The organism is Streptomyces sp. NPDC088730, assembly GCF_044751215.1.
Lineage (GTDB): Bacteria > Actinomycetota > Actinomycetes > Streptomycetales > Streptomycetaceae > Streptomyces.
In genome coordinates, this window is record NZ_JBIVLK010000001.1 from 509,448 (window position 1) to 532,929 (window position 23,482).

Below are 23,482 nucleotides of genomic sequence, written 5' to 3' on the forward strand. Positions count from 1 at the left end.
CGAGGACTGGTCCACTTTGTAGCAGGGACACTGCGGGGTAGACCGCTCAGCAACACATTCACAGGAGGCCGCCGGTGAGACGAGCGCGCCCGGGGGCGCCGCCCCGAGGAACGGGTGGCCGCGCCCTGACCAGCGTCGGAGCAGGTGCCGACTTCGACGGGAGAAGGTCCGCGGAGCGGAGGGAGGAGCGGCCGGCCGGGGCCGAACAGACGGCGGTGGGCCAAGAGCTCATCCAGTCGAAGCTGTGGCACATCACGCTCTGCGTCTCAGGTACTGAGATTCCGCTGAAGGAGGTCAGACGCGGCCTCGAACAGCTCGCGCACGACCACCCCTTCCTGCTGACGAGCAGATACGCCAACGACCACGCGGAGATCCGGTACTGGGAAGAGGCGCGCGATCTGCACGACGCGGCGGCGGTCGCCCTGAGGCTGTGGGGTGAGCACCGTTCCAGTGCCGGACTGCCACCGTGGGAGATCGTCGGCCTGGAGGTCATCGACCGCGAGACGTACCACCAGCGCATCGCCGAGGGATACGGGCCGCCCCCGGCGGCCCCGGTCGGGGTGCACCCCTACTGACCCGGCAGCCGCGGCGGGCGGCGGCCGTCTCGCATCACGGGATACGTGACGGATGCCCGCAGTGTGCGCACTACTCTGCGGGCATGACCACGCTTTCGCCGTACGACAACATGTCCCCGGTCGCCCAGGCCGCCTACCGCGCACGCGCCGCGGCCGCCGATATCGCGCCGCTTCCGCGCGCGGCCAAGGACGACGCGCTGCTGGCGATCGCGGACGCGCTTGAAGTACGGACGAGCGACATCATCGCGGCCAACGCCGAGGACGTGGCGCGTGCCCGCGAGGCCGGCACCAGCGAGTCGGTCGTCGACCGGCTCACTCTCACCCCCGAGCGGATCCGCGCCATCGCCGCCGACGTGCGGGACGTGGCGGCGCTGCCCGACCCGGTCGGTGAGGTGGTGCGCGGCTCCACGCTGCCCAACGGCATCGACCTGCGCCAGGTCCGGGTGCCGCTCGGCGTCGTCGGGATCATCTACGAGGCCCGGCCCAATGTAACGGTGGACGCCGCGGCGCTCTGCCTGAAGTCGGGCAACGCGGTGCTGCTGCGCGGCTCGTCCTCCGCCCACGCGTCCAACAAGGCGCTGGTCCGGGTCCTGCGTGACGCGGTCGGCGGCTCCGGACTGCCGGCCGACGCCGTCCAACTGGTGCCGGGCGAGAACCGCGACTCCGTACGGGAACTCATGCGGGCGCGCGGACTGGTCGACGTCCTCATCCCGCGCGGCGGGGCCTCCCTGATCCGCACCGTCGTCGAGGAGTCCACCGTCCCGGTGATCGAGACCGGTACCGGCAACTGCCACGTGTACGTGGACGCGCGGACCGACCTCGACATGGCCGTCGACATCCTGGTCAACTCCAAGGCGCAGCGCCCGAGCGTCTGCAACGCCGCCGAGACGCTCCTGGTCCACAAGGACGTCGCAGAGGCCTTCCTGCCGAGGGCCCTGGACGCCCTGGCCGAGGCCGGTGTCACCGTGCACGGTGACGAGCGGGTCATGGAGTACGCCGAGGGGTCCAAGGCCACCGTGGTGGCGGCGACGCCGGAGGACTGGGAGACCGAGTACCTCTCGTACGACATCGCTGCCGCCGTCGTGGAATCGCTGGACGCGGCCGTGGCGCACATCCGGCTCTGGTCGTCCGGCCACACCGAGGCGATCGTGACCACCTCGCAGGCCGCGGCCCGCCGTTTCACCCAGTTGGTCGATTCGACGACGGTGACTGTGAACGCCTCGACGCGTTTCACCGACGGCGGCCAGTTCGGCTTCGGCGCCGAGATCGGAATCTCCACCCAGAAGCTGCACGCCAGGGGCCCGATGGGGCTGCCGGAGCTGACCTCCACGAAGTACATCGTGACCGGCGACGGCCACGTGCGGTGAGCTCGGGATGTGCCGGATGTGCGGTCTCCCTGCCCAAAACGACCCTCCGGGGCTAGGCTGAAGCTGTGCCGGACGACGTGGGGGGCAGGCCGTTCCCGAACGGCTGGGAGCCCGACGACGACCGCGGGGGCGCGGACGAGAACTTCGCCTCCGTGGTGTTCGACGAGGACTTCGTACAGGCCGCCGCGTTCCATGAACCGACCGCTGTCGAGCGGCTCTCCGCGGCCGCCGAGGCACGCGCCGACGCGGAGGCCTTCCGGGCCAGGTCCGGCGGCGGACCGCTGGACGACGAGCTGTACGACGACGGCTACGGGCCGGGCGCCGGTTACGGCCGCGGCAGCGCCTACGACGACCGTCCCGGCGTGGACGCCGACGACTACTACGACAGCGGCCCCTACGGGCGCCACGGCGGCGCGCTGCGCCCCTACCGGGGAGCGGCCCGCTGGCACCGGCCGGTGGCCTGGCTGCTCGCCCTGGTGATGGGCATCGGCATGGTGGCGCTGGCCTTCAGCGCCGTCTACCGCAACACCTCGGGCGACCGGCAGGACCCGGCCCCGCCACCGGCCACCACCGGGGTGGACAGCGCCCCGGCGCCATCGGTGGTTCCGTCCATGGTCCCGCCCGCCCCGGACAGCTACCTCCGCCCGGTGGTCTCCATGGCCCCGCGCACCCCCTGACGAAGTCCCTGTAGCGCGCCCCCTGGCGAAGCCCCTGTCACCCCCTGGTGAGGCCCCGCCCCATCGGTGCGGGTATTTCCCGCGGTGGTTCCGGGCCCGGCTCCGCGTTTACGTTCGCCGTAATCGACCTACTCTCAAGGTATGACCCCTCACCTGCTCGAAGAGGGGGCTCCTCATCTGCCCGCGCATGCTCCCGCATCACGGGCAGGCCCCGCCCAGGCCGTTCGGCCGGGGAGGGCGCACCGCACCGGCCTCCGGTCGGTGACGTGGGAGTCGGGAGACGGCATGGCAGACCACGGAGATCCCCCCGAAGGCCCGGCGGGGAACAGCGCGAGCGGCGGCGAGGACGAGTACCGGTCGCTCGTCTTCGACGAGTCCTTCGTCCGGGCCGCCCGGCTCCAGGAGTTCTCCGCGCAGGAGCGGATGGGGGAGCACGCCCGTGCCGTACGGAGCCTGCCCGGCCGGGCCGTGCGTACCGGCTCGCGGGCGGCGCTCGCCCTGGTCGTCCTGATCGCCCTGGCCTTCGGCACGGCCGTCTTCATGGGCTTCCGCCACCCCTACCAGGCTCCCGTCGGCAGACGGGCGGAGCCGCTGCGGATGATCTTCGTCCCGCTGGCCCCGCGCGGCGCCGTGCCCCCGGGCACGCCGGCCGGCCTGTTCGAGAGCAGCCCCGCCGCCGACTACCCGAAGGGCGCCCAGGGCATCAGTCCGCCGGTGGCCCGGCGGACGGACAACTTCTCGGAGAGCCAGGTGGTCGCCGCCCTGGCCACCGTCAAGAACTACCTGGTCGCCTCCTCGCTCGACCCGGACGTCCTCGGCGGGAACACGGTCCGGCCGGTGGAATCACTGCTCGACCCGGACCAGATGGCCCAGTTCGAGCGGAGCATGACCGAGCCGTACGACGACGGGCAGCACGCCGAGACGGGCTGGCTCGTGCGGTTCGACCCCGCCGAGGTCACCCCCGCCCCCGAGGTCCGCGTCCGGGGCACACTGCGGTACGCCGAGGTGGGGACCGACGCACTGGAGGTGGCGTCCGACCACACCTTCACCTACGCGCTCCGCCCGACCGCGTCGGGGCCCCAACGGGACGACGGGGCGTCGCTGTTCACCGTGCGGCGGGAGCTGCGCTTCCGGCTCGACCGGGAGGACCTGCGGCTGGGCCGGCTGGAGGTGCGGACGAGCTACGTCCAGGCCGGACCGCAGTCCTGCGCGGCCGACTCCCGCGGTGCGCTGCGGCCGCTGCTGGCCGGCCGCAGAGCGGTCTCCCGGGGGCCGGCGGGCACCGACCCGTACGACACGGGCCGGCCCACCGCGGGACTGTGCGGGACGCTGGAGCTCAGCTCCCCGCAGAGCCCGGCTCCTGGGGCCCCCGCTCAGGGTCCTCGGGGTTCGTCGAGTCCTGCGAGCCGTCCTTAGCGCCGCCCCTGCCGGTGCCGCCCCCACTGCCTCCCTGGCCGGTGAACTTGTCACGCAGCTTGCCGCCCAGATCGCCGGCGCCGCCCGCTATGTCGCCGACCAGCTTCATCAGCGGATCCTTGCTGCCGCGCACCGAATCGGCGTAGTGCGAGGCGGATTCCCTGAAGGCGTCCGTGACCGAGGTGTCCTTGTCCTCGTCCCGGCGCGGGTAGTGCCCGTCCATGATCCGCTGGTAGTCGCGGGTCTCCGCCCACTTCTTCAGCTCGGCCGCCCGGACCGTGGTGAACGGGTGCGAGCGGGGCAGCACATTGAGGATCTTGAGCACGGAATCGCGCAGGTCGCCGCCCTTCTCGTACTCGTCGGCCTGGGCGAGGAACGCGTCCACGTTCATCTCGTGGAGGTGGTTGCCTCCGGCGATCTTCATGAGCCCGCGCATCGAGGCCCGCAGATCCTGGCCGACCAGCAGCCCGGCCCGGTCGGCGGACAGCTCCGACTTGCGGAACCACTCGCGCAGCGCCGTCACGATCGCCATGATCGCGACGTTGCCCAGCGGGATCCAGGCCACCCGCAGGGCGAGATTGGTGAGGAAGAGCAGGATCGTGCGGTACACGGCGTGACCGGAGAGGGCGTGGCCCACCTCGTGGCCGACGACCGCCCGCATCTCCTCCTCGTCGAGGAGCTCCACCAGTCCCGTCGTCACCACGATGATCGGCTCGTCGAGACCGATGCACATGGCGTTGGGCTGGGGGTCCTGGTTCACGTACATCGGCGGGACCTTCTCCAGGTCCAGGATGTAACACGCGTCCCGAAGCATGCTGTTGAGATGGGTGAACTGGGCGTCGCTCACCCGGACGGAGTCCGACAGGAAGAGCAGTCGCAGGCTGCGCTCGGGCAGCAGCCCGCTCAGGGCCTTGAAGACGGTGTCGAAACCGGTCAGCTTGCGCAGGGCGACCAGGGCCGAACGGTCCGCCGGGTGCTCGTACGCCCGGGACGAGATTCCCGGGAAACGCCTGCGCTGCCTGCTCGGCACGTTCTCGTGACTGCTCTCGGTCATGAATAGGCCCCCTGTTCGTACGAGATGTTGCTCGCCCCCTGATAAATCCCAGCCTAGGTGCTGGCGCTACGGTGTGCGGGGGGCTGTGGATAACTGAGGAGACGCCCGACATGCCGCATACCGTTGCTCTGCTCGCCGCCGCATCCGAAGAGCAGGGACCGGGCAACACACTCCGCATCGTGCTGCTCGTCTCGCTGGTCGGAGCCGCACTGCTGGCCTGGTTCCTGCTGCGCGGATACCGCGACGACGACAACAAGGACAACAACGACTGAGTCGGCGTGAGCGTGCCCAGGCCTGCCGCATACGATGTCCGCGACGTCTTCCCTCCGACTCCCGATCGATAGGTCCTGCCGAAGATGAGCCTCACGAGCACCGCACACCAGCTGGTCACCGTCGCCGCCGAGGGCGAGCACGGCGGCAACCACGAAAGCCTCAGCCCGTACCTCACCGGTGGCGGCGCGTTTGTCGCGCTTCTCCTCCTTCTGTGGATCACCACGCGCTTCAACCGCGACCGCTGAGGCCGGGGCGTACAGCTGTGCCAGTAGGCTCTGCACGCATGGGAGAGCAGGAAGTGCCTACCGGCCCCGGAAAGCGCCGAATCGGCGTGATGGGCGGGACGTTTGACCCGATTCATCATGGACACCTGGTGGCGGCCAGTGAAGTGGCCGCCCAGTTCCACCTCGACGAGGTGGTCTTCGTCCCGACCGGGCAGCCGTGGCAGAAGAGCCACAAGCACGTGTCCGCGGCCGAGGACCGGTATCTGATGACGGTCATCGCGACGGCGTCGAACCCGCAGTTCTCGGTCAGCCGCAGCGATATCGACCGCAAGGGCCCCACGTACACGATCGACACCCTGCGGGACCTGCGCGCGGCCCACGGGGACGCGGACCTCTTCTTCATCACCGGCGCCGACGCGCTGTCCCAGATCCTCACCTGGCGGGACGCCGACGAGCTGTTCTCGCTGTCCCACTTCATCGGTGTGACACGGCCGGGGCATGTGCTCACGGATGCCGGCCTGCCGGAGGGCGGTGTCTCTCTCGTGGAGGTTCCCGCGCTGGCCATCTCCTCCACAGACTGCCGTGGGAGAGTCGCCGCGGGCGATCCGGTCTGGTACCTGGTGCCGGACGGCGTGGTCCGCTACATCGACAAGCGCCAGCTTTACCGCGGCGAGTGAGCCACGGAGAGAGGCACCGGTGAACGACCGACAGAGCCCGTACGACCCGTACTACCAGCAGCCACAGATCGTCGGCTACGACGAGTACGGGCAGCCGGTTTATCAGCAGCCCGTGCAGCAGCAGCAGTACGACCCGTACGGCCAGCAGCAACAGCAGGCTCAACAGCCCCCGCAGGCGACCCAGACGGATCAGGGCTACGGCTACGACCCGTATGCCCAGCAGCAACAGCAACAGCAGCAGCAACAGCAGCCCGACCCGCAGCAGCAGTACGACCCGTACGCCGCCCAGCAGCCCCAGTCCCAACCCCAGCAGGGGTACGGGTACGACGGCTACGGCTACGACACCGGGCAGCAGCCCGCCGCGGTCGACACCACCCAGTGGAACGTCCCGCAGCAGAGCGCGCCACCCTCTCCCGCCGCCACGCCCGTTCCGCCGCCGAGGGAACCAGCGCCCGCCCCGGACCCCGAGCCGGAAGCGGCCGTTCCGGGGCAGCGCCGCGGCGACCGTGACTACCGCACCGAGCAGTTCTCCTTCATCGAGGAGCCCGACGAGGACTCCGAGGACGTCATCGACTGGCTCAAGTTCACCGAGAGCCGCAGCGAGCGCCGGGAGGAGGCGCGGCGGCGCGGCCACAACCGGATGGTCGCGCTGATAGTCGTGGTGGCCCTGGTCGTGGTCGGCGGCGTCGGTTACCTGTGGGCCGCGGGCAAGCTGCCCGGGTTCTCCGGCTCGGAGAAGGAGGACACGGCGACGACCGGCCCGCAGCGGCGCGACGTCATCGTGGTCCACCTCCACAACACCAAGGGCGGCGGTACGTCCACGGCACTGCTCGTCGACAACGTCACCACCAAGCAGGGAGCCACCGTCCTGCTCCCCAACTCCCTCGCCGTCTCGGACGAGGAGGGCAACACGAGCACGCTCGGCAAGTCGGTCGAGGACGACGGCACCACCGGCACACGTGAGTCGATCGACACGCTGCTCGGCACCGAGATCAGCGGCACCTGGCGGCTCGACACCCCGTATCTGGAGAACCTCGTCGACCTGGTCGGGAACATCGACGTCGACACCGACACCGATGTGCCCGACGCCAAGAAGGGGGCCTCGCCCCTGGTGAAGAAGGGCAAGGCGCAGACGCTCAGCGGCCCGATGGCCGTCGCGTACGCCACCTACCGCGGTCCCGACGAGGCCGAGGCCAAGCAGCTGATGCGGTTCGGGCAGGTCATGCGCGGAGTGCTGCGGAAGATCTCGGACGATCCGAAGGCCGCCACCGTCACCGTGCAGACGCTGGCCCAGATCCTCGATCCCTCACTTCCCGAGAAGGACCTCGGGGCCTCCCTGGCCAAGCTCGCGGAGCACGCCAAGGTCGGGGACTACAAGACGGCGCTGCTGCCGGTCCAGGAAGACGGCAGCCTCACCGACTCGGCCGCGGACAGCGTCGTCAAGGACATCCTGGGCGGCACGGTCAAGGCCCCGTCGGCGGACGCGGCGGTCCGGGTCGCGATCAAGAACGCCACCGGCAGCGACCGCGGCACGGAGTCCGCCCGGATCAAGCTGGTCAACGGCGGCTACGTCTTCGTCAACGGCGGCAAGTCCGGCGCCGAGGCTTCCTCCGAGGTCGTCTACAAGGACGCCGCGGGCAAGGAGAAGGCGACCCAGGTCGCCAAGACCCTGGATCTGCCGGCGACCGCGGTGAAGCAGGGCAAGCCGGCCGGGAACGCGGACGTGTCCGTGGTCCTCGGACAGGACTACAAGGTCGACTAGGGCCTGGTCCCGCCCGGCCGGGAGCCGTCGGCGCCGGTCCCGGAACCACCACGCGGTGGTTCCGGGACCGGCGCCGCGGGCGCCGGGATGATCTCCGGAAAAATGGCTGCGTGGGGTGTCGGCGGTCCGTGAGACCCTAGAGGTTGATCTGCCCGCCGACGAAAGCCTGCTTGTGACCGCCACGGACCGCTCCATCGAGCTCATCAACGCTGCCGCTCAGGCGGCCGCCGACCGGCTCGCGCACGACATCATTGCGTACGACGTCAGCGATGTGCTGTCGATCACGGACGCCTTCCTGCTGGCCTCGGCCCCCAACGACCGCCAGGTCAAGTCGATCGTCGACGAGATCGAGGAGCAGCTCCAGAAGAAGCTCGGCGCCAAGCCGGTCCGCCGCGAGGGTGACCGCGACGCCCGCTGGATCCTCCTCGACTACGTCGACATCGTCATCCACGTCCAGCACAGCGAGGAGCGCGTTTTCTACGCGCTGGAGCGCCTCTGGAAGGACTGCCCCGAGATCGCTCTGCCCGAGGACGCCGTGAAGACCCGCGGCAAGGCCGAGGAGCACGCACAGCTCACCGGCGGCACGGAAGGTGACCAGAGCTGAACGGCAGCGCAAGCGGCAGGGGCCGCAGGATCGTCCTCTGGCGACACGGCCAGACGGCGTGGAACCTGGAGCGCAGGTTCCAGGGCTCCACGGACATCGAGCTGACCGAGACGGGCGTCGGGCAGGCCCGTCGGGCCGCCCGGCTGCTCGCCTCGCTGAAGCCGGACGCGATCGTCGCCTCCGATCTGCGCAGGGCGGCGGCCACGGCCGCCGAGCTCGCCGCGATCACCGGTCTCGGTATCGCGCACGACCCCGGTCTGCGTGAGACCTACGCGGGCGCGTGGCAGGGCCTCACCCACGAGGAGATCGTGGGGCGGTTCGGCGAGCAGTACGCCGCCTGGAAGCGCGGCGAGCCGGTGCGGCGCGGCGGCGGTGAGCTGGAGACCGAGGTGGCCGACCGGGCCGCCCCCGTCGTGCTCGCACACGCCGACAAGCTGCCGGAAGACGGCACGCTCGTCGTCGTCAGCCACGGTGGCACCATCCGGACCACCATCGGCCGGCTGCTGGGCCTGGAGTCGCACCACTGGGAAGGGCTCGGCGGGCTGACCAACTGCTGTTGGTCGGTGCTGGGCGAGGGCGCGCGCGGCTGGCGTCTGCTGGAGCACAACGCGGGCACACTGCCCGAGCCGGTGCTCGGCGACGACGACTGACCGGACACCCACACGGTGCCCGGACGCCTCCTTCGGGCGGCATCCGCCGGATTTCACTTTCCGGCTGGTCACAGGCTAAAGTTCTTCTTGTTCGCAGCGCGGAAACGCAGGGAAACACAGCGGACAGCGGGGCTATAGCTCAGTTGGTAGAGCGCCTGCATGGCATGCAGGAGGTCAGGAGTTCAATTCTCCTTAGCTCCACAATCAAGATCGACGATGAAGATCCCGTCCCCGACAGGGGGCGGGATCTTCTTGTCGGCGACCACGCAGCATCGTCATCTGCCGCTCGCTCTCCCGGTCGGCCGCGGTATAGGCGACGATCCGGCACTCCGGCAGCCCGTTCACGGAGAGCGACACCGACGTCATCCGTATGTCGGCGGACGCCGCGTGGTGCCGGAAGGTCTTCACCCGGGGGCCGGGCGGGGCGACGTCCCCGCTGCGCCACAGCTGGGCGAAGTACGGGCTCGCCGCCGAGAGGGCCGCGACGAACGTCTCCCAGGCGGGCTCGCCCGTATGGCGTCCGTAGCCGCTCCGCAGGGTCGCCACCATGAGCGGCAGTTCCCGGGTGCGGTGGACGATCGGGCAGTCCTTCGCGGGCACCGTGAACAGCGCCCACAGCACGTTGCGGATCCCGGTGTCCATCATCTCGGGTACGCCGAAGAGGTCCCGGTAGGCGGGGTTGGTGGCCAGCACGTCGTACCGCGTGTTGTAGACGACCGCCGGGTGCGGGTCGAGCGCGTCGATGATGCCCTGGATCTCTTGGCCGACCTCGATCGTGTCGCCCTGTCTGCCCGGTATGTACGCCACCTCCGCCAGGTGGTAGAGGTGCTCGCGCTCCGGCGCGTCCAGTCGGAGCGTGCGCGCCACCGCGTCCAGGACCTGCGGGGAGGCGTTGATCGGGCGGCCCTGCTCCAGCCAGGTGTACCAGGTGACGCCGACGCCGGAGAGCTGGGCGACCTCCTCGCGGCGCAGGCCAGGGGTGCGGCGCCGGAATCCCGGCGCCATGCCCACGTCGGCCGGGGTCACCCTGGCCCGGCGGCTGCGCAGGAAGTCGGCGAGCTCGGGCCGCCGGCCCGGTCGTTCCTGTGCTGCCCGATGTTGTGCCGTCACCGTCGTCACACCCCCATCGTCGGTGTTCCCGCCGGGCGTTGCCAGGTGCTGTCAGTACCAGCATCAGCGGGCTCTCGTTACCCGTATGCGACTGGGGCCAGCCTTGAGTCCATGACCACGACCGCGACCACGGGCACGGCTTCCGAGGCAACTCCACGTTCCCTGCCCAGTAAAGCCCCCACCACTGACAGCCGCCCCGGACGGCTGCTCGCCCTGGTGCTGGCGGCCCAGTTCATGGCGCTGCTCGACATCTTCATCGTCAACGTCGCCGCCCCGACGATCCGCACCGAACTCGGCGCCTCCGGGGCCGGGTTGCAGCTCGTGGTGGCCGGGTACACCATCTCCTACGCCGTTCTGCTCATCACCGGTGCCCGGCTCGGCAGCGTCTTCGGGCACGGCCGCGCCCATCTGGCGGGCCTCGCCGTGTTCACCGCCGCCTCGCTCGCCTGCGGACTCGCCGCCGGAACGGGCCAGTTGATCGCCTTCAGGGTGATCCAGGGGATCGGTGCGGCGGTGATGATCCCGCAGGTGCTCAGCCTGATCCAGCGGCACTTCAGCGGCGAGGCGAGGGTGCGCGCGCTGGGCGCCTACGCGGCGGTGCTGGCCACCGGAGCCGCCGCCGGGCAGGTGCTGGGCGGCGTGCTGGTCAGCGCCGATCTGTTCGGGACGGGCTGGCGGCCGGTCTTCCTGGTCAACGTGCCGATCGGGCTGGTTCTGCTGGTGCTCGGCGTCCGCGTGCTGCCGGTCGAGCCGCGTGCCGGGCAGGCCCGGCGAGCGGCACGGGCCCGTGGACTCGACCTGGCGGGGCTGCTGATGCTTGCCGCGGCCGTCGTCCTGTTCACCGTCCCGCTGGTGCTCGGGCAGGAGCTGGGCTGGCCCGACTGGACCTGGATCTGTCTGCTCGCCTCCGCGGTGTTCCTCGCCGGGTTCGCGGCGTACGAGACGCGGCTGGCCGCGCGCGGCGGCGCCCCGCTCATCGCACCCGGGGTGCTCCGTATCCCCGGCATCGCGCGGGCGGCGCTGCGCGTCCTGTTGGTGATGGGCGTCAACGCGGGCTTCCTCTTTGTGATGACGCTGCATGTCCAGGGGGGTCTGGGCTATTCGGCGCTGCGCAGCGGACTGATGTTCGTGCCGACCGCGGTGACCTTCGGAGCGGTCGGACTGACCTGGAGGCGCTGGCCGGCCCGGCTCCAGGGAGCCCTGACCCCGGCCGGATTCGCGCTCGTGGCGATCGGCTCGGTGCTGCTCGGCTCCCTGCTGCGCGACGGCGGAGACGGTGGTATCGGCCTGTATGCGGCCTTCGTTGTCATCGGCGCGGGCCTGGCGCTGGGCTTCAGTCCCACGCTTACGGGTGCCCTGGCGAACGTACGGCCGGAGGACGCCGCCGATGCGAGCGGCGTACTCGTCACCGTCACCCAGCTCGGCCAGCTGATCGGTGTCGCGGGGTTCGGCACGCTCTACCTCAACCGCCTTGGTACGCCAGGGGCGCAGGGTTCCGGAGAGGCGCTGTGGGTATGCGCTCTCGCACTGTCGGCGGCCGCCGTCGCGGGTGTGCTCGCGGGTCTCGTACGGCGTCGGCGGGCGACGGCATCCCGGCAGGGCTGACCCTCTTGCGGGGTCATGGCAGAATCGGACCGCCGGAGGGGGCGACGGACCGAACGGGAGGGAGTGCGCGATGTCTGCGAGTCGCCACGAGGTCCCGGACCTGCCCCCTGTTCCCGAGGCCCGCGTACGCGTCGGCTGTCCCGCCGGCGGTTCGCCCCCCACGGTCCGGAGCTGACCCATGGGTGCCCACAGGCGGAAGTGCGACTGGTGCGGCAGCGGTACGCCCATCGTCAGGGACATGGATCCGGTCAACCCGGACTACCAGTACTGGTGCGAGGAGTGCGCGCGGGCACTCGTCATAAAGGGCGACCCCATCGAGACCTACCGGGAGCTGGAGGGCGAGCCGATCTACGGCCGTCTGCTGGAGGAGCACTGCACGCTCAAGCGCTTCTACTCCTTCGCCACCGCCTGACCCGGCCCCGCCGACGAGCCGGAACCGGGCGGACCGGAAACGATTTGGTGGACGGCCGGGGTGACCGGTAATGTTCTCGATGTCGCCACGGGAGACCGGGCGGCGCAGCACGGGGCTATAGCTCAGTTGGTAGAGCGCCTGCATGGCATGCAGGAGGTCAGGAGTTCAATTCTCCTTAGCTCCACAGTGAAGATCGAACAGCGGGCCATCCGAATCGGATGGCCCGCTGCTCGTATGTGCCGGGTCACGCCGGTGAGTGGGCCCCGGCCCCCCGCGGCCGGGTCATTGCGGTACCCTGACGCCATGCGTGCCGTACGCCTTCTGCTTAGCGAGCCGCGCTGATCACTCCCGACCGGTGAGAATGCCTGGTCGGCATCGGCGCGGCGTCCCCTCCTGTGCGAGGGGATTTTTCGTTTCCGTAGACGCGTGTCCGTAGACGTGGGCGCCGGCAGATGACGATCGATGGAGCTTTGAGGATCATGAGCGAGACGAATTCCGCAGCCGACGTTGCTGCGCCGCACCGCTACACGGCAGCGATGGCCGCCGACATCGAGGCACGCTGGCAGGACTTCTGGGACGCCGAGGGCACGTACGAGGCGCCCAATCCGTCGGGCGACCTGGCGGACGATCCGGAGCTGGCCGCCAAGCCGAAGAAATTCATCATGGACATGTTCCCGTATCCCTCGGGTGCGGGCCTGCACGTGGGCCACCCGCTGGGCTACATCGCCACCGATGTCTTCGCCCGTCACCAGCGGATGACCGGCCACAACGTGCTGCACACCCTGGGCTTCGACGCCTTCGGCCTGCCCGCGGAGCAGTACGCCGTGCAGACCGGCACGCACCCGCGGCTGTCCACCGAATCCAATATCGAGAACATGACGGCGCAGCTGCGCCGGCTGGGCCTGGGCCACGACAAGCGCCGCTCGTTCGCCACCATCGAGTCCGAGTACTACAAGTGGACCCAGTGGATCTTCCTGCAGATCTTCAACTCCTGGTACGACGCGGACGCCGACCGGGCCCGGCCGATCGCCGAGCTGGTCGCCCAGTTCGAGAGCGGTGAGCGCCCGACCCCGGACGGCCGCGACTGGAGCGCGCTGAGCGCGGCCGAGCGTGCCGACGTGCTGAGCGGCCACCGCCTGGCCTACGCCTCCGACGCGCCCGTCAACTGGTCCCCGGGCCTGGGCACCGTCCTGGCCAACGAAGAGGTCACCGCCGACGGCCGCTCCGAGCGCGGCAACTTCCCCGTCTTCAAGGCCAAGCTGCGCCAGTGGAACATGCGCATCACCGCCTACGCCGACCGGCTGCTGAACGACCTGGACGGGCTGGACTGGCCCGAGGCCATCAAGCTGCAGCAGCGCAACTGGATCGGGCGCTCCGAGGGTGCGCGCGTCGACTTCCCGGTCGACGGCGCCGGCGGCATCACCGTCTTCACCACCCGCCAGGACACCTTGTTCGGTGCCACCTACATGGTGCTGGCGCCCGAGCACGAGCTGGTCGAGCGGATCATCCCGGCCGCCTGGCCCGAGGGCACCCACCCGGTCTGGACCGGCGGACACGCGAACCCGGCCGAGGCCGTCACCGCGTACCGCAAGCAGGCCGCCGCCAAGTCCGACGTGGAGCGGCAGGCCGAGGCCAAGGACAAGACCGGCGTCTTCACCGGCGCGTACGCGACCAACCCGGTCAGCGGCGAGCAGATCCCCGTCTTCATCGCCGACTATGTGCTGATGGGCTACGGCACCGGCGCGATCATGGCCGTACCGGCGCACGACGCGCGCGACTTCGCCTTCGCACGCGCCTTCGAGCTGCCGATGCGCTGCGTCGTCGAGCCGTCGGACGACCGCGGCACGGACGCCTCGACGTGGGAGGACGCCTTCGGTTCGTACGACGCGAAGCTGGTCAACTCCGCGAACGACGAGATCTCGCTGGACGGCCTGGGCGTCGTCGACGCGAAGGCGCGCATCACCGAGTGGCTGAAGGAGCACGGTGTCGGTGAGGGCACCGTCAACTTCCGGCTGCGCGACTGGCTGTTCAGCCGCCAGCGCTACTGGGGCGAGCCCTTCCCGATCGTGTACGACGAGGACGGCATCGCCCACCCGCTGCCCGAGTCGATGCTGCCCCTGGAGCTGCCGGAGGTCGACGACTACTCGCCGCGCACCTTCGACCCGGACGACGCCGACACCCAGCCCGAGACCCCGCTGTCCCGCAACGCCGACTGGGTCAACGTCACGCTGGACCTGGGCGACGGCGCCGGCCCGAAGAAGTACCGCCGCGAGACCAACACCATGCCCAACTGGGCCGGTTCCTGCTGGTACGAGCTGCGCTACCTGGACCCGAACAACAGCGACAAGCTGGTCGACCCGGCGATCGAGCAGTACTGGATGGGCCCGCGCGAGGGGCAGCCGACCGGTGGTGTCGACCTGTACGTGGGCGGCGCGGAGCACGCCGTACTGCACCTGCTGTACGCGCGCTTCTGGTCCAAGGTGCTGCACGACCTGGGACACATCTCCTCCGCAGAGCCGTTCCACAAGCTGTACAACCAGGGCATGATCCAGGCGTTCGTCTACCGGGACAGCCGCGGCATCGCGGTCCCGGCGGCCGAGGTCGAGGAGCGCGACGGGGCCTACTACTTCCAGGGCGAGAAGGTCTCCCGCGTCCTGGGCAAGATGGGCAAGTCCCTGAAGAACGCTGTGACGCCCGACGAGATCTGCGGCGAGTACGGCGCGGACACCCTGCGCCTGTACGAGATGGCGATGGGCCCGCTGGACGTCTCGCGCCCCTGGGACACCCGCGCGGTCGTCGGCCAGTACCGGCTGCTGCAGCGGCTGTGGCGCAACATCGTGGACGAGGAGAGCGGCGAGGTCACCGTCGTCGAAAGCGAGCCCGGCGAGGACACGCTGCGCGCCCTGCACAAGGCGATCGACGGCGTCGGCGGTGACATGGCCGGGATGCGCTTCAACACGGCCATCGCCAAGGTCACCGAGCTGAACAACCACCTGACCAAGGCGGGCGGCCCGCTGCCGCGCTCCGTCGCGGAGCCGCTGGTGCTGCTGGTGGCGCCGCTGGCGCCGCACATCGCCGAGGAGCTGTGGCGCAGGCTGGGCCACACCGACTCGGTCGTGCACCAGGACTTCCCGGTGGCCGACCCGGCGTACGTCATCGACGAGACCGTCACCTGCGTGGTGCAGATCAAGGGCAAGGTCAAGGCGCGCCTGGAGATCTCCCCGTCGATCACGGACGCGGAGCTGGAGACCCTGGCACTGGCTGACCCGGCCGTCGTCGCCGCGCTGGGCGGGGCGGGCATCCGCAAGGTGATCGTCCGGGCGCCGAAGCTGGTGAACATCGTCCCGGCCTAGTGCCTGTCCGCCGGACAGGCACTAGGCCGCACCAGCTGTTCGGCCTCTTCGCCACGGTGTGAGGGCTTTCCCCTACGGGCAGGTTGGGGGTTCCGATGGAACCCTCCGCCTGCCCGTTCCGTTTACGGTGGAGGGGCCGGTAAACACGTGTCGGCAGCCGTCACACCATCCGAGGGGCGCTCATGGAAGCCGTGATCCTGATCCTGGGGCTGCTCGTCGTCGCGTTCGTGGCCCTGGGCATCTATGTGAGTGTCAAGCTCATCCGAGCGGCCAGCCGTGGGGTGGACCGCACGATCACGCAGGCGCGCCGCGCTGTGGAGGACACCACGCTGCGCGCGAAGACCTACGGACAGGTGGGCGTCGCCGGGGAGCTGGCACAGCTGCGCCTCTCGCTGCGCACCTCGATGCGGGCCACCCAGGAGGCCCTGCAGACGGGCGTGACCGAGGACGCCTCGCTGTCCGAGTCGCTGGGTCTCTTCCAGCGGCTGAGCGTGCACGGCCGTGAGCTGGACGACGAGCTGAAGAGGCTGGAGCGGGAGCCCGACAAGAAGACGGTGGCCTCGTTGCTGCCCAGCCTCAAGAAGCGCACCGGTGAGATCACTCGCTCCGCGGACTCGTTGCGCTGGGCCGCGCGTGACCGGGCCCGTCAGTTCGCCGATGACGATCTGGCCGCGCTGAACGAGCAGATCGACGTGGAGGCCGGTGCGCTGCGGCACTGGACGACGGAGGAGCCGGTGCCGGGCGGACAGGACCCGACGGGAGCGCCCGGAGCCCCTGGAACCTTCCGGAGCGCCCATCCGCAGGGGCAGGGGCAGGGGCAGGGGCAGTGGAACGGGAACGGGCTGTCGGGAGACGCTGGGGTCGCGGAGGCCATCACGGCTGCGGACCCGAGGCAGCAGACCACCTATCCGTGGCAGAAGTCGGCCCGGCCAGAGACCACGAACTGAAGCCGCGGTCCGGGACCATGAACTGAAGCGCGGTCCGAGTCACGGTCCGGAACCATGAACTGAAGCCGCGGCCCGGGACCACGAACTGAAGTACCGGACGTCCTGTGCGGCTGGGCAGAGGCGCGGCGCGTGCCGGGGCCATGGCGCTGACCGGCACGTCGAACGGTACCGGGCATGGCAGGATGCGGCTCGAAGCGACCGGAACTGATCATTCGGGCAGGGTCGGACTGCCGAGCCACCACGCCGGAAGGTAACCTCCCGCTCATGTCCCGCCATGTCGCGATCGTCACCGATTCAACGGCCTACCTGCCGCCCGAGGCGATGGAACGGCATGGCATCACCGCGGTGCCGCTGACCGTCGTCCTCGGTGACCAGGCGCTGGAGGAGGGTACCGAGATCTCGGCCCGCTCCCTCGCGCTGGCGCTCCAGAAGCGCCGCCCCGTGACGACGTCCCGGCCGAGCCCCGAGGTGTTCGCCGCCACCTACCGTGCGGCCGCCGACGCCGGTGCGAACGGCGTCGTCTCGCTGCACCTGTCCGGGGAGTTCTCCGGCACCTACGACGCCGCCGTGCTCGCGGCGAAGGACGCGCCGGTTCCGGTGCGGGTGGTGGACACCGGGATGGTCGCCATGGCCCTCGGTTTCTGCGCCCTGGCGGCGGCGGAGGCCGTAAACGGGGGCGGCAGCCTGGACGATGCGGTGGCGGCCGCCGAGAAGCGTGCGGCGGGCACGTCCGCGTACTTCTACGTCGACACCCTGGACTACCTGCGCCGCGGCGGCAGGATCGGTGCCGCACAGGCACTGCTCGGCTCGGCCCTGGCCGTGAAGCCGCTGCTCCAGCTGGACGGCGGGCGCATCGAACTGCTGGAGAAGGTCCGAACGGCCTCGAAGGCCATCGCCCGGCTGGAGGAGATCGTCGTCGAGCGGGCGGGCAGCGGGCGGGTGGACATCGCGGTGCATCACCTGGCGGCCCCGGAACGGGCCGAGCGGCTGGCCGAGCGGCTGGCCGAGCGCGTTCCCGGGCTGGTCGATCTCCACGTCAGCGAGGTGGGTGCGGTGATCGGCGCGCACACCGGACCGGGGCTGCTGGGAGCTGTGATCTCGCCGCGCTGATGTCACCGTCCGGAGTGGTGGAGTTATCCACAACGGGCAGGTTTTCCACCGTAATTGGGTGGGCTCGGCGGGTTCCGGCGGAAGTGCCTAACGTCGTGAGGCATGGCTTCCCGATCAGATCGTGCAACCAGTGGACCCGGCGGTGGAATCCGCCGTAGCGCCCCCTTCGGCAGGACCGGCTCCTTCGGCAGGACCGGCGGACGAGGCGGCGGGGCCGGCAGCGGGCCCGGACGCGCTCCCGGCTCGGACGGGCGCGCCGCCCGGAGCGGGGCGGGCTACGGACCCGGCCGGCGGCGCCCACCGGACCGAGCCGCTGCCGCTATGGCCTCGCGCTCCCGCGCGGACGCGCTCATGGCGGGCGGATACGAGGGGCGGGTGGCCCGGCATACGGCAGGCGTGGACCCGGGTCCGGTTCCGGCGGCGGGCGTGGCGGGCACGTCAGAGGTGGTGGACACGGCTTCCGCAGTGGAGACGGCTTCCGCAGTGGAGACGGCTTCCGCAGTGGACACGGCTTCCGTAGCGGACACGGCTTCCGCAGTGGACACGGCTTCCGTAGCGGACACGGCTTCCGCAGTGGACGCGGTCTCCGCTGCGGAAGTGAAAGCGGTGGAAGCGGCGACCCCGGAGCCGCCGGTCGGCCCGGCGCCGCGGTCGGAACGGGAGGGGTGGTGGGCGCGGGCGGTTCCCGCGCTGCGGGATCGGCTGCCGATGTGGGTGCAGCTCAGATGCGGTCTGGAGCCAAGGGCCCTCGCCGCGCTGACCGTTGTCCTGGTGGCGGCGGCCGTCTTAGCCGGGATGCACTTCTGGTCCGCGCGCCCCGAAGGCGTACGTGCCCCGGATTCCGTCAGCGAGGCCAGGCACGCCGCTGTGCCGCGCGCCGACGTGGACCCGGCGGCCGGCGGGGCGGGGGTACCCGAGCCGTCCCCCGCGCCGCCGCCCGCCGTCGGGGGGACCGGCGGTCGGATCGTGGTGGATGTGAGCGGGAAGGTGCGGCGGCCCGGCATTCACCGGCTGCCGTCCGGCGCCCGGGTCACTGACGCACTGGAGGCGGCGGGCGGGGTCCGGCCCGGTGTGGATCTCGACGGCCTCAACCGGGCCCGGGTGCTCGTGGACGGGGAACAGATCCTGGTGGGCGCACCGCCCGGCGTGGTTACGGGAGGTGCGGGCGGTGCGGCCGGCGGCGCGGGTCCGGCGGCCACGGGTCCCGCGACCGGACCGGTGAGCCTCAGTGGCGCGACCGCCGATCAGCTCGAAACCCTGCCCGGAGTGGGGCCCGTTCTCGCCCAGCACATCGTCGACTACCGCACCCAGCACGGTGGTTTCCGGTCCGTCGACGAACTCCACGAGGTCACGGGGATCGGCGACCGCCGGTTCGCCGACCTCCAGCCGCTGGTGCGACCGTGAGCGCCGGGGACGTCCACACGGCGTCGGGCCGACGGCTCGGGGACGCCGATCCCCGGCAGGAGGGTCCGGCCGATCTGCGACTGGTCCCTCCGGCACTGGCGGCCTGGGCCTCGGCCGCGCTGACGGTGGGAGCGCCGGGCCGGTGGGCGGCGGCCGGGGTGGTGCTCTGCCTCGGAGCGGCCATGGTCCTCCTGGCCGTGGCTGGACCCCGGCGTGTGCCTGGATTCCGGCGTCTGCCTGGGTTCCGGTCCGGGTCGGGGGTCCCGTCCGGGTCGGGGGTCCAGTCCGGGGCGGGCGCCCGATCTGTGCCGGGAGCCCCGTCCGGGGCGGGCGCCCGGCCTGTGCCAGGAGCCCCGGCTGGGTCGGGAGTCCGGCCTCCGTCGGGATGTCCGTCCGTCCGTTCCGTCCGGCGGCGTGCGGACACGGTGGGCGACGGGCGGTGGCGTCCGCACGCGACGACGGCTGCGGCGGTGCTCCTCTGTGCGGCCGCCGGGGCGGCGTCGGCCGGGCTACACAGCGCCGACGTGCGGCAGGGGCCGGTGCCCGAGCTGGCCCGGCAGTTCGCGAGGATCGAGGCGGAGATCACCCTCACCTCCGACGCCCGCCAGACCTTCCCCCGGGTACGCGGTGACCGCAGCACTCCCGCAGCCCTGCTCCTGGACGCCGAGATCACCCGGCTGCGGACGGGGCCCGGCGGCAAGGCTGCCCGGCTGCGCACACCGGTGCTGCTCGTCGTCACACCCGGCGGTGCGGCGGAGCGCTGGCAGCGGCTGCTGCCCTCCACCCGGTTACGGATCAGCGGCCGGCTGGCGCCCCCGCTGCACGGCGGGGAGCGGGCCGTCGCGGTTCTTCGCCCCGTCGGCAAGGGACCGCCCCGCGTCACCGGCCCGCCCACGCTCGTCCAGCGCACGGCGGGCAGACTGCGCGCCGGGCTGCGCACCGCGACCGAGGGGCTCGGCCCCGATGCGCGGGCGCTCCTGCCCGGACTGGTCGTCGGTGACACCACCCGGATCACGCCGGAACTGCACGACGCGTTCAGGGCGACCGACCTCACCCATCTGATGGCGGTCTCGGGTGCCAACCTGGCGATCCTGCTGGTCCTGCTCATCGGACCGCCCGGCAGCGCACTGCGGGCCGAACGCCGCGGACTGGCACCCGTGCTGGGGATCTCGTTGCGGATGACCGCCCTGCTCGGCGGCGGCCTGACGCTCGCGTTCGTCCTCGTCTGCCGGCCCGAACCCAGTGTGCTGCGGGCCGCGGCCTGCGGTCTGATCACTCTGCTCGCCATCGGCACCGGGCGGCGCAGGACACTGATCCCCGCGCTGGCAGCCGCCGTTCTGCTGCTGGTGCTCTACGACCCCTGGCTGGCGCGCGGCTACGGATTCGTTCTGTCGGTGCTGGCCACCGGCGCGCTCCTGACCATCGCCCCGCGGTGGAGTGGCGCCCTGCAACGGCGCCGGGTGCCGCCCCGGTTGGCCGAGGCACTGGCTGCCGCGGCGGCGGCGCAGGCGGTGTGCTCGCCCGTTGTGGTGCTGCTCGCCTCCCGGGTGAGCCTGGTGGCGATCCCGTGCAACCTGCTGGCCGAGTTCGCGGTGGCGCCTGCCACGGTGCTCGGGTTCGCCGCGCTGGCCCTGGCTCCGGTGGCCATGCCGGTGGCCGGGCTGCTCGCCCGGGTGGCGGGGTGGCCGGCCGGGTGGATCGCCTCTGTGGCCCGGACCGGTGCGGCGCTGCCGGGTGCGGAGATCGACTGGCCCGACGGCCGGACGGGCGCGCTGCTGCTGGCCGTGCTGACCGGGCTGGTGGTGCTGTGCGCCCGACGCGTCGGACGGCACCCCTGGGTCTGTTGCGCCGCGGCGCTGCTCCTGGTGCTCGCGGTGGTGCGCCCGGTACCGCTGACCCGGGTGCTGACCGGATGGCCGCCGCCCGGGTGGGCGTTCGCGATGTGCGACGTGGGCCAGGGCGATGCCCTGGTGCTCGCGGCGGGGCCCGGCTCGGGTGTGGTCGTCGACACCGGACCGGATCCCCGGCTCGCGGACCGGTGCCTGCGTGACCTGGGGATCACCCGGGTCCCGTTGTTGCTGCTGACCCATTTTCACGCAGACCACGTCCGGGGTCTGCCCGGTGTTCTGCGGGGCCGGGCGGTGGGCGTGATCCAGACGACGAGCCTGGACGAACCGCCGGAGCAGGCCGCGTTCGTGAGGAGAACGGCAGCGGCGGCCCGGGTCTCCGTGGTGCGGACCGTCCCCGGTGAGCGCCGCCGGATCGGCACGCTCGACTGGCAGGTGCTGTGGCCGGTGGGCGGTGCGTCTGCGGGCCCGGCGGGTCTGGTGGCGGAGCCCCTGCCGCAGGGGCCGAACGATGCCAGTGTCACCCTGTTCGTGCGGACCGGCGGGCTCACGCTGCTGCTCCCCGGTGACCTCGAACCCCCCGCTCAGCAGCGGCTGTTGCGCAGCTATCCGGCCCTGCCCCGGGTGGATGTGCTCAAGGTCGCCCACCACGGCTCGGCATACCAGGATGCCGCCCTGCTCCGGGCCGTGCGTCCGAGGTTCGCCCTGGTCAGCGTGGGTGGGGACAATCCGTACGGGCATCCGGCCGCCGGGACGGTCGAGACGCTCAGGGCCGGGGGAGCGGTGGTGCTCCGCACCGACAGGGACGGTGCGATCGCGGTGACGGGCGCCGGGCCGGGGCTGCGGGCGGTGGGCCGGTCATGACCTCACCGTCACTCCAGCCACCTTCTTCGGGGCGCCGGTCCACCGTGCCGGGCTCAGTCCAGCCATCGGCCATCGGCCATCAGTTCGCGGCCGGCCTGCTCGTTCGCCTCGCGCCACGCCCTGATCGCGGTCGGAGCGAAGCGCAGGTACACCCAGGCGGGGCTGTTCCGCGGATCCCAGTCGAACTTGGCGGCGAAGGCGTCGCCCGACTCCGGGGCGAGGTCCGCCCCTTCGATCACCTCGGCCGTCGCCTCGACGAGGACCACATCGCGGGTGTGTCCCACCGCGATCCGGGCCTGCCCGGTCGATGTCACGTTGACCGCGGTGGGGTTGGTGCGCCGGGTGGCCATCAACAACGTCCCCCGGTCCCACAGGAACCACAGCGGCACCAGGGTCGGTACGCCGTCCGGCGAGGCGGTGGACACCCAGGCGTCCTCGTCCTGCTCCAGGCGGTCGAGCGCATCCTGCTTGCGCTGCTCCCGGCCGCGGGCCGGCTCGTGCTTCGTCATGTCCCGCACGCTAGCCAGTGCACCCGGCACCGCGCCTCCGCCGCCGGTCCTAGGACCACCGCCTCATGGCGGGCCACCCCACACCGGGACAGACTGCCGGGATGGACCCGCATCTGCCGCACACCGTCGACTCCTACCTCGCACGCATCGGCGCCACCCGGCCCGCCCGCGCCGACGCGGCGGCACTGCGCGAGCTCCAACTGCGCCACCTCACCGCCGTGCCCTTCGAGAACCTCTCGATCCATCTCGGCGAGGACATCGTGCTGGAGGAGCGGGCACTCCTCGACAAGATCGTGGCCGGCCGCCGCGGCGGGTTCTGCTACGAACTCAACGGGGCATTCGCCGTGTTGCTGCGGGAGCTGGGCTTCGAGGTCACGCTGCTCCAGGGCCGGGTCCAAGGCAAGGACGGGAAGCCCGGCATTCCCTACGACCACCTGGCGCTCCGGGTGGGGACGGACGACGGCACCGGTCCGTGGCTCGCGGACGTCGGCTTCGGTGACCACGCACAGCAGCCGCTCGCGCTCGACGACCGCACCGGGCAGGAGGACCCGCGAGGCACCTTCCGGATCAGTCGGGCCGCCGGGGAGGACGGAGAGCGCTACGGAGACGTCGAGGTGCTGCGTGACGGTGTGCCGCAGTTCCTGCTGGACCCGCGGCCCCGGGTGCTGGCGGACTTCCGGGCCGGTGCCTGGTACCACCGCACCTCACCCGACTCCGGCTTCACCCGGTCCACGGTCTGCTCCCGGTTCACCGCCACCGGCCGGATCACGCTCAGCGGCCGCAAGCTCGTCACCACGGCCGGCGGCGAGCGGCACGAGACCCCGCTGGGGGGCGACGCGGAGGTGCTCGCCGCGTACCGCGAGCACTTCGGGCTCGACCTCGACCGGCTGCCCACCGTCCGCAGGGACGGTCCGGCCGCCCCGAATGGGTGACACACACAAACGGAGTGAAAAAGTCGGACCTTCGGTAACACCTCCGCCCAACCGTCGCAGAGATGCTCTGTTTGCCTCGAACGCCACAAGGGTGATCGAATGCATGATCG

Annotated in this window: 21 protein-coding genes and 2 tRNA genes; 20 read left to right on the forward strand and 3 right to left on the reverse strand. The window is 71.3% G+C overall.

The window, feature by feature from the left end:
* Positions 1 to 74 precede the first annotated feature (74 nt).
* The 4 genes from ACIP89_RS02160 to ACIP89_RS02175 all read left to right on the forward strand — a co-directional run bounded on the left by ACIP89_RS02160 (position 75) and on the right by ACIP89_RS02175 (position 4,035).
* On the forward strand, positions 75 to 575 hold the full coding sequence (locus tag ACIP89_RS02160) for a hypothetical protein (RefSeq protein WP_401921458.1): 501 nt from the start codon (positions 75 to 77) through the stop codon (positions 573 to 575).
* 83 nt (positions 576 to 658) lie between these two features.
* Positions 659 to 1,942: a glutamate-5-semialdehyde dehydrogenase gene (locus ACIP89_RS02165; RefSeq protein WP_401921457.1), complete on the forward strand. Its 1,284-nt coding sequence runs from the start codon at positions 659 to 661 to the stop codon at positions 1,940 to 1,942.
* Between the two features lie 65 nt (positions 1,943 to 2,007).
* Positions 2,008 to 2,619, forward strand: a complete 612-nt coding sequence (locus ACIP89_RS02170; protein ID WP_401921455.1) for a hypothetical protein — start codon at positions 2,008 to 2,010, stop codon at positions 2,617 to 2,619.
* 285 nt (positions 2,620 to 2,904) lie between these two features.
* Positions 2,905 to 4,035: a hypothetical protein gene (locus ACIP89_RS02175; protein WP_401921454.1), complete on the forward strand. Its 1,131-nt coding sequence runs from the start codon at positions 2,905 to 2,907 to the stop codon at positions 4,033 to 4,035.
* Here the strand turns inward: ACIP89_RS02175 and ACIP89_RS02180 are convergent.
* A complete protein-coding gene (locus ACIP89_RS02180; RefSeq protein ID WP_402112482.1) occupies positions 3,956 to 5,089 on the reverse strand; it encodes a M48 family metallopeptidase in 1,134 nt (377 codons plus the stop codon). The genes ACIP89_RS02175 and ACIP89_RS02180 overlap by 80 nt on opposite strands.
* 110 nt (positions 5,090 to 5,199) lie before the next feature.
* On the opposite strand from ACIP89_RS02180, the gene ACIP89_RS02185 reads away from it, so the two are divergent.
* From ACIP89_RS02185 to ACIP89_RS02215, 7 genes are all read left to right on the forward strand, one after another.
* On the forward strand, positions 5,200 to 5,361 hold the full coding sequence (locus tag ACIP89_RS02185; protein ID WP_389209026.1) for a hypothetical protein: 162 nt from the start codon (positions 5,200 to 5,202) through the stop codon (positions 5,359 to 5,361).
* 84 nt (positions 5,362 to 5,445) lie between these two features.
* Positions 5,446 to 5,607 (forward strand): hypothetical protein, encoded by a 162-nt coding sequence (locus ACIP89_RS02190; RefSeq protein WP_266778681.1) that lies wholly within the window; start codon positions 5,446 to 5,448, stop codon positions 5,605 to 5,607.
* Positions 5,608 to 5,645: 38 nt separating this feature from the next.
* Positions 5,646 to 6,263: a nicotinate-nucleotide adenylyltransferase gene (gene nadD, locus ACIP89_RS02195; protein ID WP_123526032.1), complete on the forward strand. Its 618-nt coding sequence runs from the start codon at positions 5,646 to 5,648 to the stop codon at positions 6,261 to 6,263.
* 19 nt (positions 6,264 to 6,282) lie between these two features.
* Positions 6,283 to 8,025, forward strand: a complete 1,743-nt coding sequence (locus ACIP89_RS02200) for an LCP family protein (protein ID WP_402112484.1) — start codon at positions 6,283 to 6,285, stop codon at positions 8,023 to 8,025.
* 172 nt (positions 8,026 to 8,197) lie between these two features.
* On the forward strand, positions 8,198 to 8,629 hold the full coding sequence (gene rsfS, locus ACIP89_RS02205) for a ribosome silencing factor (RefSeq protein ID WP_311305738.1): 432 nt from the start codon (positions 8,198 to 8,200) through the stop codon (positions 8,627 to 8,629).
* Positions 8,626 to 9,279, forward strand: coding sequence for a histidine phosphatase family protein (locus tag ACIP89_RS02210; protein WP_402113463.1), 654 nt, complete (start codon positions 8,626 to 8,628; stop codon positions 9,277 to 9,279). Before rsfS ends, ACIP89_RS02210 begins: the two co-directional genes overlap by 4 nt.
* Before the next feature lie 128 nt (positions 9,280 to 9,407).
* Positions 9,408 to 9,480, forward strand: a tRNA-Ala gene (locus tag ACIP89_RS02215).
* A gap of 3 nt (positions 9,481 to 9,483) precedes the next feature.
* Here the strand turns inward: ACIP89_RS02215 and ACIP89_RS02220 are convergent.
* Complete coding sequence (locus ACIP89_RS02220) at positions 9,484 to 10,398, reverse strand: helix-turn-helix transcriptional regulator (protein ID WP_402112486.1); 915 nt, start codon at positions 10,396 to 10,398, stop codon at positions 9,484 to 9,486.
* 102 nt (positions 10,399 to 10,500) lie between these two features.
* Here ACIP89_RS02220 and ACIP89_RS02225 point away from each other — a divergent pair, with 102 nt between their 5' ends.
* The 8 genes from ACIP89_RS02225 to ACIP89_RS02260 all read left to right on the forward strand — a co-directional run bounded on the left by ACIP89_RS02225 (position 10,501) and on the right by ACIP89_RS02260 (position 21,931).
* Entirely contained in the window at positions 10,501 to 11,994 is a 1,494-nt protein-coding gene (locus tag ACIP89_RS02225) for an MFS transporter (RefSeq protein WP_402112488.1), read from the forward strand.
* A gap of 178 nt (positions 11,995 to 12,172) precedes the next feature.
* Positions 12,173 to 12,406: a hypothetical protein gene (locus ACIP89_RS02230; RefSeq protein WP_024494568.1), complete on the forward strand. Its 234-nt coding sequence runs from the start codon at positions 12,173 to 12,175 to the stop codon at positions 12,404 to 12,406.
* Positions 12,407 to 12,517: 111 nt separating this feature from the next.
* Positions 12,518 to 12,590: transfer RNA gene (locus ACIP89_RS02235), tRNA-Ala, on the forward strand.
* Between the two features lie 295 nt (positions 12,591 to 12,885).
* Positions 12,886 to 15,759: a leucine--tRNA ligase gene (gene leuS / locus ACIP89_RS02240; protein WP_402112491.1), complete on the forward strand. Its 2,874-nt coding sequence runs from the start codon at positions 12,886 to 12,888 to the stop codon at positions 15,757 to 15,759.
* Positions 15,760 to 15,941: 182 nt separating this feature from the next.
* Positions 15,942 to 16,706 (forward strand): hypothetical protein, encoded by a 765-nt coding sequence (locus ACIP89_RS02245; RefSeq protein WP_402112492.1) that lies wholly within the window; start codon positions 15,942 to 15,944, stop codon positions 16,704 to 16,706.
* A gap of 264 nt (positions 16,707 to 16,970) precedes the next feature.
* Positions 16,971 to 17,816 (forward strand): DegV family protein, encoded by an 846-nt coding sequence (locus ACIP89_RS02250; protein ID WP_402112495.1) that lies wholly within the window; start codon positions 16,971 to 16,973, stop codon positions 17,814 to 17,816.
* Between the two features lie 708 nt (positions 17,817 to 18,524).
* Positions 18,525 to 19,220 carry a helix-hairpin-helix domain-containing protein gene (locus ACIP89_RS02255; protein ID WP_402113466.1) on the forward strand — a complete coding sequence of 232 codons (696 nt, stop codon included), beginning with the start codon at positions 18,525 to 18,527 and terminating at the stop codon, positions 19,218 to 19,220.
* Entirely contained in the window at positions 19,217 to 21,931 is a 2,715-nt protein-coding gene (locus ACIP89_RS02260) for a ComEC/Rec2 family competence protein (RefSeq protein WP_402112498.1), read from the forward strand. Before ACIP89_RS02255 ends, ACIP89_RS02260 begins: the two co-directional genes overlap by 4 nt.
* A 53-nt stretch (positions 21,932 to 21,984) precedes the next feature.
* On the opposite strand, the gene ACIP89_RS02265 is transcribed toward ACIP89_RS02260, so the two are convergent.
* Positions 21,985 to 22,440 (reverse strand): pyridoxamine 5'-phosphate oxidase family protein, encoded by a 456-nt coding sequence (locus ACIP89_RS02265; protein WP_402112501.1) that lies wholly within the window; start codon positions 22,438 to 22,440, stop codon positions 21,985 to 21,987.
* A 101-nt stretch (positions 22,441 to 22,541) separates the two neighbouring features.
* On the opposite strand from ACIP89_RS02265, the gene ACIP89_RS02270 reads away from it, so the two are divergent.
* Positions 22,542 to 23,372 (forward strand): arylamine N-acetyltransferase, encoded by an 831-nt coding sequence (locus ACIP89_RS02270; protein ID WP_402112504.1) that lies wholly within the window; start codon positions 22,542 to 22,544, stop codon positions 23,370 to 23,372.
* The last annotated feature ends 110 nt before the right edge of the window (positions 23,373 to 23,482 follow it).

Coding starts and splice junctions, on each gene's coding strand:
- ACIP89_RS02225 (WP_402112488.1), top strand. CDS start 10,501: ATGACCACGACCGCGACCACGGGCACGGCTTCCGAGGCAACTCCACGT.
- ACIP89_RS02185 (WP_389209026.1), top strand. CDS start 5,200: ATGCCGCATACCGTTGCTCTGCTCGCCGCCGCATCCGAAGAGCAGGGA.
- nadD (WP_123526032.1), top strand. CDS start 5,646: ATGGGAGAGCAGGAAGTGCCTACCGGCCCCGGAAAGCGCCGAATCGGC.
- ACIP89_RS02165 (WP_401921457.1), top strand. CDS start 659: ATGACCACGCTTTCGCCGTACGACAACATGTCCCCGGTCGCCCAGGCC.
- ACIP89_RS02180 (WP_402112482.1), bottom strand. CDS start 5,089: ATGACCGAGAGCAGTCACGAGAACGTGCCGAGCAGGCAGCGCAGGCGT.
- ACIP89_RS02255 (WP_402113466.1), top strand. CDS start 18,525: ATGTGGGTGCAGCTCAGATGCGGTCTGGAGCCAAGGGCCCTCGCCGCG.
- ACIP89_RS02175 (WP_401921454.1), top strand. CDS start 2,905: ATGGCAGACCACGGAGATCCCCCCGAAGGCCCGGCGGGGAACAGCGCG.
- ACIP89_RS02190 (WP_266778681.1), top strand. CDS start 5,446: ATGAGCCTCACGAGCACCGCACACCAGCTGGTCACCGTCGCCGCCGAG.
- ACIP89_RS02265 (WP_402112501.1), bottom strand. CDS start 22,440: ATGACGAAGCACGAGCCGGCCCGCGGCCGGGAGCAGCGCAAGCAGGAT.
- ACIP89_RS02245 (WP_402112492.1), top strand. CDS start 15,942: ATGGAAGCCGTGATCCTGATCCTGGGGCTGCTCGTCGTCGCGTTCGTG.
- ACIP89_RS02250 (WP_402112495.1), top strand. CDS start 16,971: ATGTCCCGCCATGTCGCGATCGTCACCGATTCAACGGCCTACCTGCCG.
- leuS (WP_402112491.1), top strand. CDS start 12,886: ATGAGCGAGACGAATTCCGCAGCCGACGTTGCTGCGCCGCACCGCTAC.
- ACIP89_RS02270 (WP_402112504.1), top strand. CDS start 22,542: ATGGACCCGCATCTGCCGCACACCGTCGACTCCTACCTCGCACGCATC.
- ACIP89_RS02230 (WP_024494568.1), top strand. CDS start 12,173: ATGGGTGCCCACAGGCGGAAGTGCGACTGGTGCGGCAGCGGTACGCCC.